Below are 14,505 nucleotides of genomic sequence, written 5' to 3' on the forward strand. Positions count from 1 at the left end.
GGTGTCAGGGACTGTCAGATGTCAGGGACTGTCAGACCAGCGCTGGGGCGGGCACGATCCGGTAGCGGCCCTTCTGCGCGACGGGGACCAGGCGGCCGTCCTCGATCAGGCGGCGGAACTCCCCGCTCACCCACTGCCGGGTCCGGCCGAACCGGGCGGCGTGCTCCATGACGTCCTTGGGGCCGATCACCATCGTCCCCGCCTGTTCGAGCTCGGAGACGATGGCGTCCATCGCGGCACGGGCTTCCTCGGGCGTGAAGGTCGGAACGCCCGGCCCGCCGCCGAAGGAGAGGTCGGCGAGCGTCTCGGAGGGCGGGGGGAGTTCGGCCTGCGGGTCCAGGCCCTCGTCCTCCGGGTCCACCCGCCGCTCGACGCCGGCGCCGCCGCTCTCCTCACCGCTGTCGTCGCCGTCCGCGTACACGCTGTCCCCGTTCCCGTCGGTGGAGTCCTGGGTGTGGCGGTCGGTGTAGGCCTTGCCGGTGGTGGAGGCGGCGGCCTTCGCGGTGACGGGGTCGGCCTTGGCGCCGTTGCGCAGGGCCCACTCGGCCACCTGCTCCATGACGCGGGCGGCCTTGCCGGTGAACCGCAGCGTGCGGCCGGGGCTGGAGTACCGCGCCTCGTCGACGCCGGGGGTGACGAGGTAGCAGTAGCCGGGGCGACGGTTGCCCCAGGCGCCGGGGTGGGCGCCGGCGTCGATGACCGGGCCGGGCAGGGCCATGCCCTCGTCCTTGGCGTCCAGGCCGAAGGTCAGCACGGACGGCAGGCTGGCCCGGGTGCTGGTGGAGAGCTGGTCGTGGCTGGGCCGCTGGAGGCTGACGACCAGGGAGATGCCGGCGGAGCGGGCTTCCTGGGCGGCGCCGGTGAACGCGCTGTCGCCCATGAAACGCAGGGTGTTCGCAGCTTCCTCGAACCAGGCGACCAGGAACGGCATACCCTCGCAGCCGCAGGCCCGGCCCTTCTGGCAGGAGTGCCCGGGGTCGGTCTGCTGCTCGGCGGCGGCCGGCGTCCACTGGCGGTAGCCGTGGGCGCCGAGCCAGCGCGTGCGGGCGGGGATGGCGGCCTGGAGGGCGGTGACCATGGTCTCGGTGGGGGCCCCGCCCTCCACGGCCCAGTCCAGACCGGGCCGCAGCGGGCCGAAGTCCTGGAAGGCCTTCGGGTCGGACAGCCAGATGATGACGTCCCTGCGGCCCATGATCTCGGCGAGGATGTTGAGCGCGCCGTCGCCCTTGCCGGAGCCGGAGATGCCGCAGATCAGCAGGTGCGTCGAGTTGCGGCCGGTCTGCGGGTCGCCGGGCAGCCAGAGCATGAGCGGGGAGCCGTCGTCGTAGCGGCCGATGACCAGCGGATCGGCGATCGACCCGCCGACGCCGGTCGGCATCTCCCACTCGACCACCTCGGAGAGCATGTCCCGGGGCACCACGACCAGTTCGCCGCGCCGGGCGGAGTCGGGGTCGGGCAGGTACCGCACGGCGGTCTTCGACACGTCGAGCCCGGAGGCGAGGTGCGGCAGCGCCTTCGCCACGTCGTCGTTGGTCAACTCCCCGGCGGGCAGAGTGAGTTCGGCGGTGACGCGGTTCGGCTCCACCTCGGCGCGCCGGATCTTGGCTCCGGCGAGCTTGACCTTCTCCAGCAGCGAGCTGTCCGCGCTGTCGCCGGCGGCCTGGACGGCGTCGGGGTTCCGGCGCAGTATCTGGCGCACGTTCCAGGACAGGGCGAGGATGCTGCCGCCGAGCCAGTACGCGCCGAAGGTGAAGTCGCTCCAGCCGCCGAGCGCGACGCTGGTGAACCAGCCGCTCGCGCCGGCGACGGTCACGGCGGAGTGCAGGCGCCGCTGCGGGGAGGTGGTCTTGCCCGCCCACGCGGTCGCGGCGGTGAGGCCGACCGAGCCGAGGGTCAGGCCGACCGCGTACCCGGCGGAGTCGTGGGCGGGCACCCACGCCAGGCTCCCGGCCACGCCCGTCGCGGCCACCGCGATCCACGGCGGGGTGTAGGGCTTGGCCCGGTGGGCGAGCCACGCGGCGACGCCCTTGCCGGTGCTGGCGCCTTCCAGGGTCTCCCGGTGCTGGACCTCCGGGTCGGTGCCGTCCTTCTTCGACATGGGCCTTGCTCCTCTCAGAACTGGAACGGACGGTGCTGCTGGGCCGGGCGGGGGGCCATGACGTCGGCGTACTCGCGCTCGAAGGCGGCGTACGCGGCGGCGGCGTCCCGGGCGGTGTCGGTCAGGGCGTCGGCGGCCTTGGAGAGCTTCTGGGCGACGGCGCGGGCCCGGCGCTTGCGCTGGAACAGGTGGTCGCCCGGGGCGCCGGGGGCCTGCTCCAGGGCGGCCTTGAGGATCTCGGCGGCCACATCCACCTCGATGGCGGCGTAGGCGCCGAACGCGCGCAGGGCCTCGCAGTAGGAGCGGACGTCGGCGGTGGAGTAGAACGCGGGCTCCGGCAGGGCCAGGGGCGAGGTGCGGGCCGCGCCGGTGCCGGGGTTGGCGGCGGCGCCCATCTGCGGGGCGCCGATCCCGCCGCCGGTGCCGGCGGTGGTGTTCTTGTTGATGTTGATGTTGAGCCCGGGGGCGAACGTCGCCCCGGAGCCGAAGCCGTTGCGGTTGTTGCTGTTGGTGCCGCCGGCGTTGTTCCCACCGCTGTTCGGCGACGTGGTGTTCATGGTCATCGCAGGCCTCCCTGTGGGCCGGGGCTGTCCCGACTCCCCAACCCCCTCCCGGCCACGAAGGGCCGGGCGGGGACGGGCAATCGTCAGTACCGGTCAGGCGGAGGCGACCAGGGCCGCGAGGGTCTCGGCGGCGTGGTGCCAGGCCTGGTCGAGGGCGTAGGCGCCGTTGATGCCGTGGTCGGCGAGGCGGACGAAGGCCGCCTTGCCGGTGGCGTCGGCCAGGCGGCGCAGGGGCTCGCGCCGGTCGGCGACGTAGTGGGTGGCGGCGCTGATGGCGAGGGCGGCGGCGACGGGGCCGGGCCGCAGGCGCACCCCGAGCAGGCGGGACCCGGCGAGCAGGGCGGCGGCCTGGGTGGCGGTGTAGGTGGCGACGTGGGCGGCGCAGGCGCGGCGGCCGGCCGCGCTGGACTGCCCGGTGTGGTCGTGGTGGCCCTTGGTCGTGGCCTGATGGTCGGTCTGGATCCAGTGGTCCGCCACGTCACCGGCGGCGCGGAGCAGGACGGCGGCGGTGGCGAAGCGGGCGGCGCGGACGCTGGTCACAGGCTGTCTCCCGGGTGGGTTCAGGCGGGAAGGGGCGTGCCGTCGGTGCGGGGCCCGACCTTGAAGCGGGGGACGAGGTAGCCGGTCACCTTGAGCGGGACACCGGCGTGGGTGGTGGTGACGCTGAGCCAGCCGAAGGCGCCGGACTCGGTGGTGTCGAGGCCGACGCCGGCCGGGTCGATGCCCAGGGCCTGACGCCACTGCTCGAACTGGTCGACGCCGTAGTGCAGGGAGATGTCCAGCCCCCACGCGAAGTCGTGGGTGCCGGGCACCCGCAGGTACTCCAGCCTGGCCACCGGGGCCGGCAGCGTCGCGTGGGCGGTGAGCAGGGACATCAGCGCGCCGGCCGCGTCGATCTGGGCGGCGGCGATGCCGTGGGTGTCGGTGTCGGTGTCGGTGGTCACGGGATGACTCCTCGCTGGGCGGTCGGGGCAGGCAGGGGGCCGGACGGCGCCCCGGCACGAAGCCGGGGGGCGCCGCCGACGGGATGAGTGCCGGTCAGATCTCCTCGCAGAGCAGCCGGTAGCAGCCGTCGCAGAGCGGGCGCACCACCTCCTCGCCGCAGACGTCCTGGACGTACGGGTCCACGACGTCCTCGACGTCCGGCTTGGCCTTGCCGCAGTAGTCGCAGGTCTTCATGTCGGGCTCCTTGATTCAGCGGTCGATGACGGGCTTGTCGAGGTCGCGGTGGGTGAGGCGGACGGTCGTGCCGGTTTTGGTCAGGCGCGTGGCGAGGGCCATGGCGACGGTGGCGGCGCGGTGCCGGCCGCCCGCGCAGCCGACGGCGACGGTCAGCGGCGCCTCGGTGGGCCCGGCGTCGTAGGCGTCGGTCAGCAGAGCGGCGGCGGCGATCAGCTCGCGGATGCCCGGGGTGGCGAGCACGGCCCGGCGCACCGGCAGGTCGTGGGCGGTCTGCTGGCGCAGGTCCGGGTCGACGTGCGGGTCGCGGAAGTGGCGGCGCAGGTCGATGGTCAGGTGCGCCTCGGGCGGGTCGCCGTGCAGGTAGCCGAAGCTGACCACCTGGATTTCGGTCACGGACATGACAGGGGTCTCCTTGCTGAGGATCAGCGGAGCGGATCAGGGGGTGAGCGGGTCGGCCGGGTCCGCGGCTACCGCCCGGTGTCGCCGGGCGGGGGGATCTCGGCCATCGAGTGGAGCTGCACCTCCACGCCGGCATAGTCGCCGACGGCGCACAGCCACACGGTGCGGTGGCAGGTGTCGTAGTCGATGCTGTCGGCCCGCAGGCCGAGCACCCGACGCCAGTACTCGAAGGCGCCCAGCGAGTCACGGACCACCAGGCTCAGGCCCCAACCCTGCTCGCCACTGCCGACCATGTACTCGTACAGCCCGAACTCCGGCCGCGGGCCCGCCTCGTGCTCGATGAGCATCATCAGCAGCGCGTGCGCGGCGTCGGCGCGGGTGGCAAGGGTGGTGGTCACGATGCCTGCTCCTCAGTGGCGCGGGGGGCGGTCTCTCCGGTGCCGGCGGGGACGGCGTGCAGGGCGGGCCGCTCCGTACCGGCCGCACCGGCCTCCCGGTAGCGGGTGGCGACCCACCCGGTCGACCAGCCGGTCAGCTCGGCCGCCCGGCGCTGCGGGATGCCGAGCGCCACAGCGGTCTGGACGATCAGCCGGGCCTCGCCCTCGGGCAGCCGCTCGGTGACGGCCGGCGCGGACAGGAGGTCCTGCCGCAGCCGCTCGGCATCCTGCGCGGCGGCCTGCTCACGCTCGCGCTCACCGCGCTCACGCTCGCTCACCGCGCGCTCACGGCGCTGCCGATCGGCCCGGTCGGCTTCTTCCAGGCGCCGCTGTTCCCGGCGCGCGTCGTCGGCCATCCGCAGCTCGTGCTCACGCTGCTGCTCGGCCATCCGCGCGTCGTGCTCACGGCGCTCACGCTCGGCCCGATCGGCGCGGTCCTGCTGGGCCTGGAGGTCTTCGCGGTCCTGCTGGCGGCGCTGCTCGGCACGGCGGTCGCGCTCGGCCCGCTCATCGCGCTCACGGGCCTCTCGGCCGGCCAGCGCGGCGGCGATCGCGCGCCGGTAGGCGAGCGAGGTCTCCGCCGTGACGATCAGCAGCAGCGGCGCCACCGCGTGGACGGCCACCCCGACCTTGTCGTGATCCAGGGCCGACTGACCCACGTTGAGCAGCACCGTCATGAGGCCGGTCATCCAGCGCAGCACGACCGGCCACCGGCCGCCGTCGCCACCGAGGCGTGCGAGCGTACTGTCCAGGCGGACCACGATCACCACCGCCGCGTCCACCACCAGCGGCAGGATCGGCGCCGTCCACTCCCAGCCGTCCGGGCTGTGCTTGGACATCAGCGGGGTGACCGTGAGCATGCTGTAGAGGACCGCGCCGAGCGTGATCGTCCACGTGCCCACGGCCAGCGCCCGCTCCGCCGACCGGATCTGATCCGGGCTCATCCTCACCCTCACCGCGACCACCACCAGGCGATCGGCGCCCGCGCGGTGAGCACGTCGTGAGCGAGCGTGAGCGCCATGAGCACGAGCCCCGTCATCACGCCGCCACCCGCTCGCCGGCGGCGGCGCGGCGGATCGCGGCCGGGCGCCGCAGCGGCACCGGCGCCATGCCCAGCAGCCGCTCGGCGTACGCGGCCAGCACCGGGTCCTCCCGGCGCAGGTCCGCCAGGATGTCGTCCGCCGCGTCCATCCGCGCCTCGCGCTCGACCACGCTCTCACCGGGCACCCCGGTGAACAGCCGGGTGAACTCCGAGTCCGCGACGAGGCCGAGCGCCAACTCGGCGAACTCGTCCGGCGTCAGGGCCATCTGGCCTGCAATGATGGACTTCATGGGTCTGCCTCTCCTCACATAGGGGTAGGCCCGAGGGCCGCCGCGCGTTCCTTGGCCGGAGCGCGGCGGCCCGTCTTACGGGCCCGGCTTCTCGTCGTTCACGAGCAGCCGCGGAACCCGACGCGAACCCGCCGCCGCAAGGGCGGCCGGCACGCGCCGGGGACCGTGATCGCTGGTAACGCGACCGGAAGCGGTAGGCCCCGCCCGCTGGTCAGCGGCGGGGCCGGATACAGCTCTGGCGCATGCCCATGGGCGCGCCCTCCTCAGGTCGAAGCTCCGGTGGGGGCTGGTGGTTGGGGTTGCCCGTCCTACGGGCGTCAGGTCTCTCGGGCCTGGTCCGGTGCTTCCTCTCTGCTCAGCACCAGCAGGGCGGCGCACCCCCGAATCGGAGGCGCTGCGTGGCTCGCTGCCGCCGGCGACGTCACCCGGTCGCCTCGGGGGCGGTCTTCATACCGCCACGTGCGTTGGGACTCCGCTGGGCCTCCCCACACCCCCGGAGGGGTGGCATGCCACTGCGTAGGGGGAGGGCTTCGTTCATCACGGCGGTTCGCCCCCGGTTTCTCAACCTAGACGCCTACCGCGACCGCCGCCCTCGCGTCGGTCCCGCACGATCGTGTCTTCAGTTCTCAAGGAACGAGCGCTTCCTTCAGGCGGCTGTCACGCCGCCCTCCGGGCTCGTCTGTGCAGCTCAGAGCAGCCCAAAGAAGGCCCCACCAGGCATGCAATCTCACCTGGTCTTGTTGGCTGACTTGTTCCAACAAGCTGATGGCATGAGCTTGGGGCATGGACGCTCGCGTCGTCAAGCGCTTCGAGGTACCTTGTTGGAACAAGTCCTCCAAGTCAGGGAGATCCGACATGGCCAAACAGGTCGCGCGCTACCACTCCATCGCCGATGACCTGCGGCTTCAGATCAACCAGGGGAAGTGGGCACCCGGGGAGAAGCTCCCGTCGGAAGAAGAGCTGACCACCACCTACGACGTCAGTCGAAACACGGTGCGACTTGCCCTCGGCCGCCTGACCGACGAAGGACTGCTGGTGTCCGCCCAGGGGCGCGGCACCTTCGTCCGGGAGCGCTACGAGCCGGCTGTGTGGAACTGGACCACCATGGAGTCCCGATCGGTCCATGAGGCGAACCACACCGCCGGCGACCAGTGGGCCAGCCAGATCGCAGCCAATGGTCAGGAACCACGCCAGGAAATCCGGGTGTCGATCAGGCGGCCCCCGGAGGAGGTGGCCCGACAGCTCCAGCTTGACCCGGCGACGGCGCTGACGGTCGTCCGCGAGCGAATCCGCTACGTGGATCACGAGCCGTATGCCCTCGCGGACAGCTACTTCCCGGAGGAGTTGGTCAGGGACACTCCGCTAATGCTGCCCGAGGATGTGTCGGCCCCTGGGGGCGTCCTCGCCAGCGCCGGCCTGATCCAGGTGCGGTACAGCGACGAGATCACGGTCCGGATGCCCACCCGGGAGGAGAGTGAGCGACTCGTCCTTCCTGCAGCCACTCCGGTCGCGGTCCACCGCCGAACCGGCTACGACAAGGACGGAAAACCCCTTCGGGTGATGATCACGACGCTCCCCGGCGACAGGCACGTCATCCGCTACGACGTCTCGACGGACTGACATGACAGCTCAGAGCGCCGCCCGCCGCCCGGAACCCCTGACCAGCCGCGAGTCGATTCCAACTCTCGTCTGGTACGCCGCCTACGGCTCGAACATGCACCTCGACCGGCTGATGTACTACATCGCGGGCGGCCGTCCGCCGGGCGGCGCACGGGCTTACCCCGGGTGCCGCGACCAGCGTCCGCCCCGCGCGGCGCTGCCCGTGCTGCTGCCCGGACAGCTCTACTTCGCCCTGGAGTCGAAGGTCTGGACCGGCGGCATGGGCTTCTACGATCAGACGGACGCCGGGGAAATGCCAGCCCGGGCCTACCTGATCACCGCCGCGCAGTTCTCCGACATCGCAGCGCAGGAGATGCACGAGCAACCCGGGCAAGACCTCGACCTCGCGTCGGCTCTGAAGCTGGGGAGCGCCAGCCTCGGTCTCGGCCGCTACGAGACGCTGGTGTGTCCTGGGCAGATCGACGGCTACCCGGTGCTGACGTTCACCGCCCCGTGGCGCCGGGCGGACGTCGAGGTAACTCGCCCGTCTGCCGCCTACCTCCGGAACTTCGCATCTGGGCTGCACGAAGCGCATGGCTGGTCCACGGAGGAGACGGCCGCGTACCTGGAGACCCGGCCCGGTGTGGCCGGCGCCTGGACCACGGAAGCGATCACGGATGCCTTGAGCACCGGACCCAAGAACGGTGCGCCGGACTCATGGGGCATCAATGCCCGAGGCGGCGCCCCGGCATGAGTGCGCCGGGGCCAGTTCGGGGCCACCATGGTCGTTAGTCGTGAATCGTTGACCTAATCCCCAGCTCAGAGGGGTTAAGGTCAGAGCCTCGGCTCCTCTCTTGAAAACTGTCGTGCGGTGACCCCGTACCGTGGGTTCGAATCCCACGCTCTCCGCCGGTAGGAGAACCACCTGCTCAGGGCGGGTGCCGAGACCACTCGGCACCCGCCCTCGGTGTTTCCCGGGCCACGGGCGGGGCGGGGGTTGACCCTGACACGGTGGCAGGGGGTGGAGTGGTCGCACCATGTTGAACATCGGAGACTTCGCCAGCCACGGCCGGGTGTCGGTGCGGATGCTGCGCCACTACGACGCGATCGGGCTGCTGCGGCCCGCCCGGGTGGACCCGGTCAGCGGCTACCGCTTCTACGAGGCGTCCCAACTGGCCCGGCTCAACCGGGTGATCGCGCTCAAGGAGCTCGGGTTCACCCTGCAGCAGGTGCGGGCCGTCCTGGACGAGCGGGTGGACGCGGCCGAGCTGCGCGGGATGCTGCGGCTGCGGCGGGCCCAGCTCGCCGCGGCGATCGCGGCCGACGAGCTGCGGCTGGCCCGGGTGGAGGCGAGGCTCCGGACGATCGAGAGCGAGGGGACCATGTCCGTGCGGGATGTCGTGGTGAAGCCGGTGCCGTCCGTCCGGGTGGCCCAACTGACCGGTGTGGCCGCGAGTTACGAGCCGGAGGACATCGGGCCGGTGATCGGGCCGCTGTTCGCCGAGCTGTGCCGGCGGCTGGCCGGGGCCGGGATCGAGGCGGCCGGCCCGTCCGTCGCCCACTACCAGGACGCCCCGGAGGGCAACGGCTCGGTGCTGGTCGGGGCCGCCGTCCCGGTCGGCCCGTCGGTGCGGACGGGCGCGCACGACTTCGAGGTGGTCGACCTGCCGCCGATCGGGGAGGCGGCGACGATCGTGCACCGCGGCCCGATGGACGAGGTCCTGGGCGCGGGCCAGGAGCTGGCCCGCTTCATCGAGGAGAACGGCTACCGCTCGGCCGGCTACGCCCGGGAGCTGTACCTGGAGTGTCCGGAGAATCCGGCGGGATGGGTCACCGAGCTCCAGGAGCCGGTGGTCCGCGGGTAGCCGGGCTTGCCCTCGACCCGGTCGAGGGTCCTAGCGTCACCCGGCATGACCACTGCCGCTGCCACCGCCGCCGTCGGTTCGCGGGCCGCGCTGCCCCGGACGTACCTGCTCTGGCTGGCCGGGGTCCAGGCCGGACTGCTGGGCGACGCCGCGCTGTACTTCGCCCTCGGCTGGGCCGCCTCCGCGCACGGCGGCGGCGCGGCCGGGCTGGTCCTGACGGCGGTCACGGTGCCGCGCACCGCGCTGGTCCTGCTGGGCGGCGCGGTCGCGGACCGGTTCGGCGCCCGTCGGGTGATGCTCGTCGGGGACACGGTGATGCTGGCCGCGACCGCCGCGCTGGCGCTGGTCGCGGCCGAGCGGGGCACACCGCTCTGGCTCCTGGTCGCGGCGGCGGCCGTGATCGGGACGGTCGACGCCTTCCACCTCCCGGCGAGCGGTTCGATGCCGCGCAGGCTGGTGCCCGCCGACCGGCTGCCCCGGGCGCTCGCCCTGCGGCAGGCTGGCGGGCAGGGCGCCGTCCTGCTCGGGGCGCCGCTCGGCGGCCTGCTGGTCGCGGCCGGCGGGCTGCCTGGCGCGGCACTCGTGGACGCGGTGAGCTTCGGGGTCGTGCTGCTGGTCCTGCTGCGGGTCCGCCCCGGGGCGGACGGGCCGTCCGGTCCGCGGGCCGGCCTGCTGAGCGAGGCCGCGTCCGGCGTCCGGCTCGCCCTGGCCGACCCGCTGCTGCGGGCCGCGCTGCTGCTCACCGGTGCGGCGGCCGGGGCGCTGCTGCCGGTGGTGTCGCTGCTCGGCCCGCTGCTCGCCCGGGCGCACGGCTGGTCGGCCGGGACGGCGGGACTGGTGAGCGGCGGGCAGGCGGCCGGGGTGCTGGCGGTGGCCGTCCTGGTCGCCCGGCGGGGCGCGCTGCCCCGGGCCGGCGTGGGGGCGGCCGCCGGGCTCTGTACGGCGTCGGCGGGGATCGCGCTGCTGGCCCTGGCCGCGGGGCCGGTGGCGGCGGTGGCCGGCAGTACGGTGGCGGGCCTCGGCTCGGGGCTCTTCGCCTGCCACCTCGGCCCGCTGGTGCTGACCGGCGCGCCGCCGACCCATCTCTCGCGGGTCCAGGCCCTGCTGACGCTCGTGCAGAGCGTGGCCCTGGTGCTCTCGAACGCCCTGCTGGGCCTACTCGCGGACGCGGCGGGCGCCGCCCCGCCCACCCTCCTCTGCGCGCTCGCCACCGCCGCGGCCGGCCTCACCGCCCTGGCCACCCCGACCCTCCGCCGGGCCTGAGCCGACCGGTCGCCCGCGCCGGCCCCGGGATCCGGCCGGCACCTCCCCGTACGGTGGCCCTTGCCTCCAGCCCCGGTGCCCGCCCGCCCCCTGCCGTCCGGGCGGTGCCTCGTCCTCCCGCCCGTTCACCTGCCCCTGCCCGTCCCGGCGCCCGCCCTTCCCGTGGCCCACTTGCCCGCCCCCTGCCGTCCGGGCAGAGTGCGGAGGTGGAGGCGGTCGGGCGGTGAGTGGAGGCGGCGATGAGTGATCTGACGGACCGACTGGCGCAGGGCCTCCCGGACGGGGCCGTCGTGATGGACCCGGACGTGACCGCCGCGTACCGCCACGACATGGCGGGCTTCTGCGCGGCCGGGCAGCCCGCGGCGGTGGTGTTCCCGGAGACGGTCGAGCAGGTGCGGCACGTGCTGCGCGCCGCGACCGAGCTGCGCGTCCCGGTGGTGCCGCAGGGTGCCCGGACCGGGCTGTCGGGTGCGGCGAACGCGGTGGACGGCTGCGTCGTGCTGTCGCTGGTGAAGCTGAACCGGATCCTGGAGATCGACCCGGTGAACCGGATCGCGGTGGTCGAGCCCGGTGTGGTGAACGCCGAACTGTCCAGGGCTGTCGAGGAGTTGGGCCTCTCGTATCCGCCGGACCCGTCCAGCTGGGAGTCCTGCACGATCGGCGGCAACATCGGCACCGGGGCCGGTGGGCTCTGCTGCGTGAAGTACGGGGTCACCAGCGAGTACGTGCTCGGGCTGGACGTGGTGCTGGCGGACGGGCGGCTGCTGTCCACCGGCCGCCGGACGGCGAAGGGTGTGGCCGGGTACGACCTGACCAGGCTGTTCGTCGGCTCGGAGGGGACGCTCGGGGTGGTGGTCCGGGCGGTTCTGTCGCTGCGGCCGGCGCCCGCCCCGCAGCTGGCGCTGGCGGCGGAGTTCCCGAGCGCGGACACGGCCGGGGCGGCGGTCTGCGAGGTGATGGCGCGGGGTCTGACCCCGTCGCTGATGGAGCTGATGGACGCGGTCTCGGTGCGGGCCGTCAACGAGTTGGGGCGGATGGGGCTGCCGGAGTCCACCCAGGCGCTGCTGCTGGTGGCCTTCGACGGGCCGGACCGGGTGGCCGAGCTGGCCCGGGTCGCGCGGCTGTGCCGGGAGGCCGGGGCGACGGAGGTGGTGCCGGCCGAGGACGAGGCGGAGTCCGATCTGCTGCTGGCCGCCCGGCGGATGGCGCTGCCCGCGCTGGACCGGCTGGGCACCACGATGATCGACGACGTGGCGGTGCCGCGCTCCCGGCTGGCGGAGATGCTGAACGGCGTCGCGGTGATCGCCGAGCGGCACGGGCTGACCATCGGGGTGGTCAGTCACGCCGGGGACGGCAACACCCACCCGATCGTCATCTTCGACGCCTCGGACGAGGAGGAGACGGCCCGGGCCCAGCGCTCCTTCGACGAGATCATGGCGCTCGGGCTGGAGCTGGGCGGCACGATCACCGGGGAGCACGGTGTGGGGCTGCTGAAGCGGGACTGGCTGGCCCGTGAGTTGGGCCCGGTGGCGTTGGACCTGCAGCGGCAGCTGAAGGCGGTCTTCGATCCGCTGGGAATTCTGAATCCCGGCAAGATGATCTGATTTTCACTGAAGTATTTCGGCGGGGACCGCACGTCCGAACCCCTGCCGTCGTGGTGTGGCATCCGACGGCCTTTTCATGACCGGGAAAGTCGACATGGGAGGGTGACCGAACTTTTCCGGGGGCGCGCGTGCGGTTCGCACGCGCCAGGGTGGTGCGCCCAGCGGATCGTGTGACGGTGCCGCGCCGTCCCCCGGATCGACCATCGACCAGCGGCCGTACGGGTGAAGTCCCAGCTCGGACGGGGTATCTCGCCGCGTTTTCCGTTTTCCCGGCCGTCATGCGCGGCCCGGGTGGATATCACGCAAACGGGCGAAATTCGCCGTGTGAGCTAGCGCTTTGTCGATTTGTTGCGGAAGTCTGTCTTCCGGCGTCGCAGCCCGCAGGTGTTCGTCCGGTCGACGAACCTTGCGCACCTTGATCGACCATTGCGCGACAAGCAGCTTCCCGGAGGCATTCATGGCTCGCACCCACCCCCGTCGAACAGCCGGGCTCCTACTCGCCGGCCCGCTCGCGGCCGGCCTGCTGCTGGCCGGTGCCGGGGCTGCCGCCGCCGACAACGGCGCGGGCGCCGAGGGCGCCTCCAACGCCGGGGCGGTCTCCGACACCGGCACCGGCAACGTGTTCGGCGGGGTCGACGGCAACTACGTCTCCACCCAGCAGACCGCCGCCGGCTCCGGCGCCACGAACCAGGACAACACCATCGCGGTGAAGGACAACACCGGCACCGTCCAGGGAGGCCAGGGCAACAAGGACGTCAGCGTCGTCGTCGCCCCGACCTTCAACTGACCGGCCGACTGACCGGCCGCACGGCCGAGTGACGGCACCGGGCACCACGGAAGGCGGGGGCGCCGGACGTGGGTGGACGCGGGTGAGCTGAGCACCCGCCGACAGGCCCGGACCGGAACGGAACGGCCGGAACGGACACCGAACCACCAACGCATCACCACCAGAGGGAACAGCGCAACGACCGGCCTGCGGAAAGGGTCACCGCGAAACCGGTCTCGTGGGCGGTGCCGCCATCGGCACCGCCCACGAGTGTGTCCGGCGCAGGTCCCGGGTTCCCCGGCCGTCGGCCCGGGCGTCCCCGCAGGACGTCCCCGCCGGGCCTCCCCGCCGGATCTCCCCGCCGCGCATCGCCGTCGGAGCACCCCGCCAGGCGTCCCCGGAATCCCCCGCCGACCGGCCCGGATCCGTCCACCGAGGGCCCGCGCCCGGAGCCGTCGGCCCACGGCGGTACGGTTGCGCTCCGACAGCGCACCCACGTGCCCGGGCCCGGATGGACCGGCCCGGCCGGGGCGGCGACCGCGGCAATCGGAAGGAAGGGTGCGCGATGGCGGCGGAGGAGGAGGGCCTGACCGGCCCGGACGAGGCCAGGCCCGCACCGGAGGCCGGGGCGGAGCCGGCGGCGGACGCGCGCCCGGAGCCGTCGGCCGAGCCGCTCCACGAGCACCGCTCCGGGCCCAGGTCCGTCCCCGAACTACTGCTCGGCCGCCCGCCGATGGCCCGCCCGCTGCCGTCCTTCGACCACCAGGCCGCCCCGGCCGAGCCCGGCCCGCTGTTCGTGGACTGGCTCGCCACCGCGCTGCACGCCGGTGTGCTGGACCCGCAGGCCTTCACCCTCTCGACCGTCGACGCGGACGGCATGCCGGACGCCCGGGTGCTGGTGCTGCGCGACGTCGACGCGGCCGGCACCGGCTGGAACTTCTCGGCGGCCGCCGACAGCCCCAAGGGCCGCCAGCTCGCCGAGCACCCGGCCGCCGCGCTGACCGTCTACTGGCCGCAGCTGGGCCGCCAGGTCCGGGTGCGCGGCACCGTCGAGCGGGCCGCCGACCTGGTCGCCGCCGCCGAGTTCGCCACCCGCTCGCCCGCCGCCCGGGTCGGTGCGCTGGTCGGGCGGCAGAGCGAGCCGCTGGGCTCGGTCGCCGAGTACGACGAGGCGGAGGCGGTCGCCCGTCGCCGGCTGGAGGCGCACCCGGACGCGGTCGCGCCCGGGCACGCGGTCTACACCCTGTGGGCGCACGAGGTGGAGTTCTGGCAGGGCGACGCCCAGCGCCGGCACACCCGGCTGCGCTACACCCGCACCGGCCCGGTCAGCTCCCCGGAGTGGTCGCGCACCCTGCTCTGGCCGTAGCGCCGTAGCGCCGTAAGGCCGTAACGCCGCC

General features: G+C 73.6%; 17 protein-coding genes. 7 read left to right on the forward strand and 10 right to left on the reverse strand.

The window, feature by feature from the left end; all coding sequences use genetic code 11:
* Window positions 1–31: 31 nt before the first annotated feature.
* The 9 genes from traB to ACFVU7_RS25625 form a co-directional block, all read right to left on the reverse strand.
* Window positions 32–2,098, reverse strand: coding sequence for a plasmid transfer protein TraB (traB, locus tag ACFVU7_RS25585; protein ID WP_388047325.1), 2,067 nt, complete (start codon window positions 2,096–2,098; stop codon window positions 32–34).
* A gap of 14 nt (window positions 2,099–2,112) precedes the next feature.
* Window positions 2,113–2,661: a plasmid transfer protein TraA gene (traA, locus tag ACFVU7_RS25590; protein WP_388047327.1), complete on the reverse strand. Its 549-nt coding sequence runs from the start codon at window positions 2,659–2,661 to the stop codon at window positions 2,113–2,115.
* Between the two features lie 93 nt (window positions 2,662–2,754).
* The gene (locus ACFVU7_RS25595; RefSeq protein ID WP_388047328.1) at window positions 2,755–3,201 is read right to left on the reverse strand and encodes a hypothetical protein; all 447 of its coding nucleotides are present in this window, start codon (window positions 3,199–3,201) and stop codon (window positions 2,755–2,757) included.
* A gap of 20 nt (window positions 3,202–3,221) precedes the next feature.
* On the reverse strand, window positions 3,222–3,605 hold the full coding sequence (locus ACFVU7_RS25600; RefSeq protein WP_388047330.1) for a hypothetical protein: 384 nt from the start codon (window positions 3,603–3,605) through the stop codon (window positions 3,222–3,224).
* A 94-nt stretch (window positions 3,606–3,699) separates the two neighbouring features.
* The gene (locus ACFVU7_RS25605; protein WP_388047331.1) at window positions 3,700–3,840 is read right to left on the reverse strand and encodes a hypothetical protein; all 141 of its coding nucleotides are present in this window, start codon (window positions 3,838–3,840) and stop codon (window positions 3,700–3,702) included.
* 15 nt (window positions 3,841–3,855) lie between these two features.
* On the reverse strand, window positions 3,856–4,242 hold the full coding sequence (locus ACFVU7_RS25610) for an ATPase (RefSeq protein WP_388047332.1): 387 nt from the start codon (window positions 4,240–4,242) through the stop codon (window positions 3,856–3,858).
* A gap of 68 nt (window positions 4,243–4,310) precedes the next feature.
* A complete protein-coding gene (locus tag ACFVU7_RS25615; protein ID WP_388047334.1) occupies window positions 4,311–4,640 on the reverse strand; it encodes a hypothetical protein in 330 nt (109 codons plus the stop codon).
* Entirely contained in the window at window positions 4,637–5,623 is a 987-nt protein-coding gene (locus tag ACFVU7_RS25620) for a DUF2637 domain-containing protein (protein ID WP_388047335.1), read from the reverse strand. Before ACFVU7_RS25620 ends, ACFVU7_RS25615 begins: the two co-directional genes overlap by 4 nt.
* 94 nt (window positions 5,624–5,717) lie before the next feature.
* Entirely contained in the window at window positions 5,718–6,011 is a 294-nt protein-coding gene (locus tag ACFVU7_RS25625) for a hypothetical protein (RefSeq protein WP_388047337.1), read from the reverse strand.
* Window positions 6,012–6,866: 855 nt separating this feature from the next.
* On the opposite strand from ACFVU7_RS25625, the gene ACFVU7_RS25630 reads away from it, so the two are divergent.
* The 5 genes from ACFVU7_RS25630 (at window position 6,867) to ACFVU7_RS25650 (ending at window position 12,342) form a co-directional block, all read left to right on the forward strand.
* Window positions 6,867–7,631, forward strand: a complete 765-nt coding sequence (locus ACFVU7_RS25630) for a GntR family transcriptional regulator (RefSeq protein WP_388047339.1) — start codon at window positions 6,867–6,869, stop codon at window positions 7,629–7,631.
* A 1-nt stretch (window position 7,632) separates the two neighbouring features.
* Entirely contained in the window at window positions 7,633–8,364 is a 732-nt protein-coding gene (locus ACFVU7_RS25635) for a histone deacetylase (RefSeq protein ID WP_388047340.1), read from the forward strand.
* 283 nt (window positions 8,365–8,647) lie between these two features.
* Window positions 8,648–9,475, forward strand: a complete 828-nt coding sequence (locus ACFVU7_RS25640) for a MerR family transcriptional regulator (RefSeq protein ID WP_388047341.1) — start codon at window positions 8,648–8,650, stop codon at window positions 9,473–9,475.
* A 45-nt stretch (window positions 9,476–9,520) separates the two neighbouring features.
* Window positions 9,521–10,738: an MFS transporter gene (locus tag ACFVU7_RS25645; protein WP_388047343.1), complete on the forward strand. Its 1,218-nt coding sequence runs from the start codon at window positions 9,521–9,523 to the stop codon at window positions 10,736–10,738.
* A gap of 239 nt (window positions 10,739–10,977) precedes the next feature.
* Window positions 10,978–12,342 carry an FAD-binding oxidoreductase gene (locus tag ACFVU7_RS25650; protein WP_388047345.1) on the forward strand — a complete coding sequence of 455 codons (1,365 nt, stop codon included), beginning with the start codon at window positions 10,978–10,980 and terminating at the stop codon, window positions 12,340–12,342.
* A 276-nt stretch (window positions 12,343–12,618) separates the two neighbouring features.
* Here the strand turns inward: ACFVU7_RS25650 and ACFVU7_RS25655 are convergent, their stop codons facing one another.
* Window positions 12,619–12,801 (reverse strand): hypothetical protein, encoded by a 183-nt coding sequence (locus ACFVU7_RS25655; protein WP_143204509.1) that lies wholly within the window; start codon window positions 12,799–12,801, stop codon window positions 12,619–12,621.
* Here ACFVU7_RS25655 and ACFVU7_RS25660 point away from each other — a divergent pair.
* Together ACFVU7_RS25660 and ACFVU7_RS25665 are read left to right on the forward strand one after the other, a co-directional pair.
* The gene (locus tag ACFVU7_RS25660) at window positions 12,800–13,129 is read left to right on the forward strand and encodes a hypothetical protein (RefSeq protein WP_388047347.1); all 330 of its coding nucleotides are present in this window, start codon (window positions 12,800–12,802) and stop codon (window positions 13,127–13,129) included. The two genes, ACFVU7_RS25655 and ACFVU7_RS25660, sit on opposite strands and share 2 nt — an antisense overlap.
* Window positions 13,130–13,673: 544 nt before the next feature.
* Complete coding sequence (locus ACFVU7_RS25665; RefSeq protein WP_234348562.1) at window positions 13,674–14,474, forward strand: pyridoxal 5'-phosphate synthase; 801 nt, start codon at window positions 13,674–13,676, stop codon at window positions 14,472–14,474.
* Window positions 14,475–14,505 lie beyond the last annotated feature (31 nt).

The organism is Kitasatospora sp. NPDC058046, assembly GCF_042885595.1.
In the GTDB taxonomy this organism is placed as follows: domain Bacteria; phylum Actinomycetota; class Actinomycetes; order Streptomycetales; family Streptomycetaceae; genus Kitasatospora.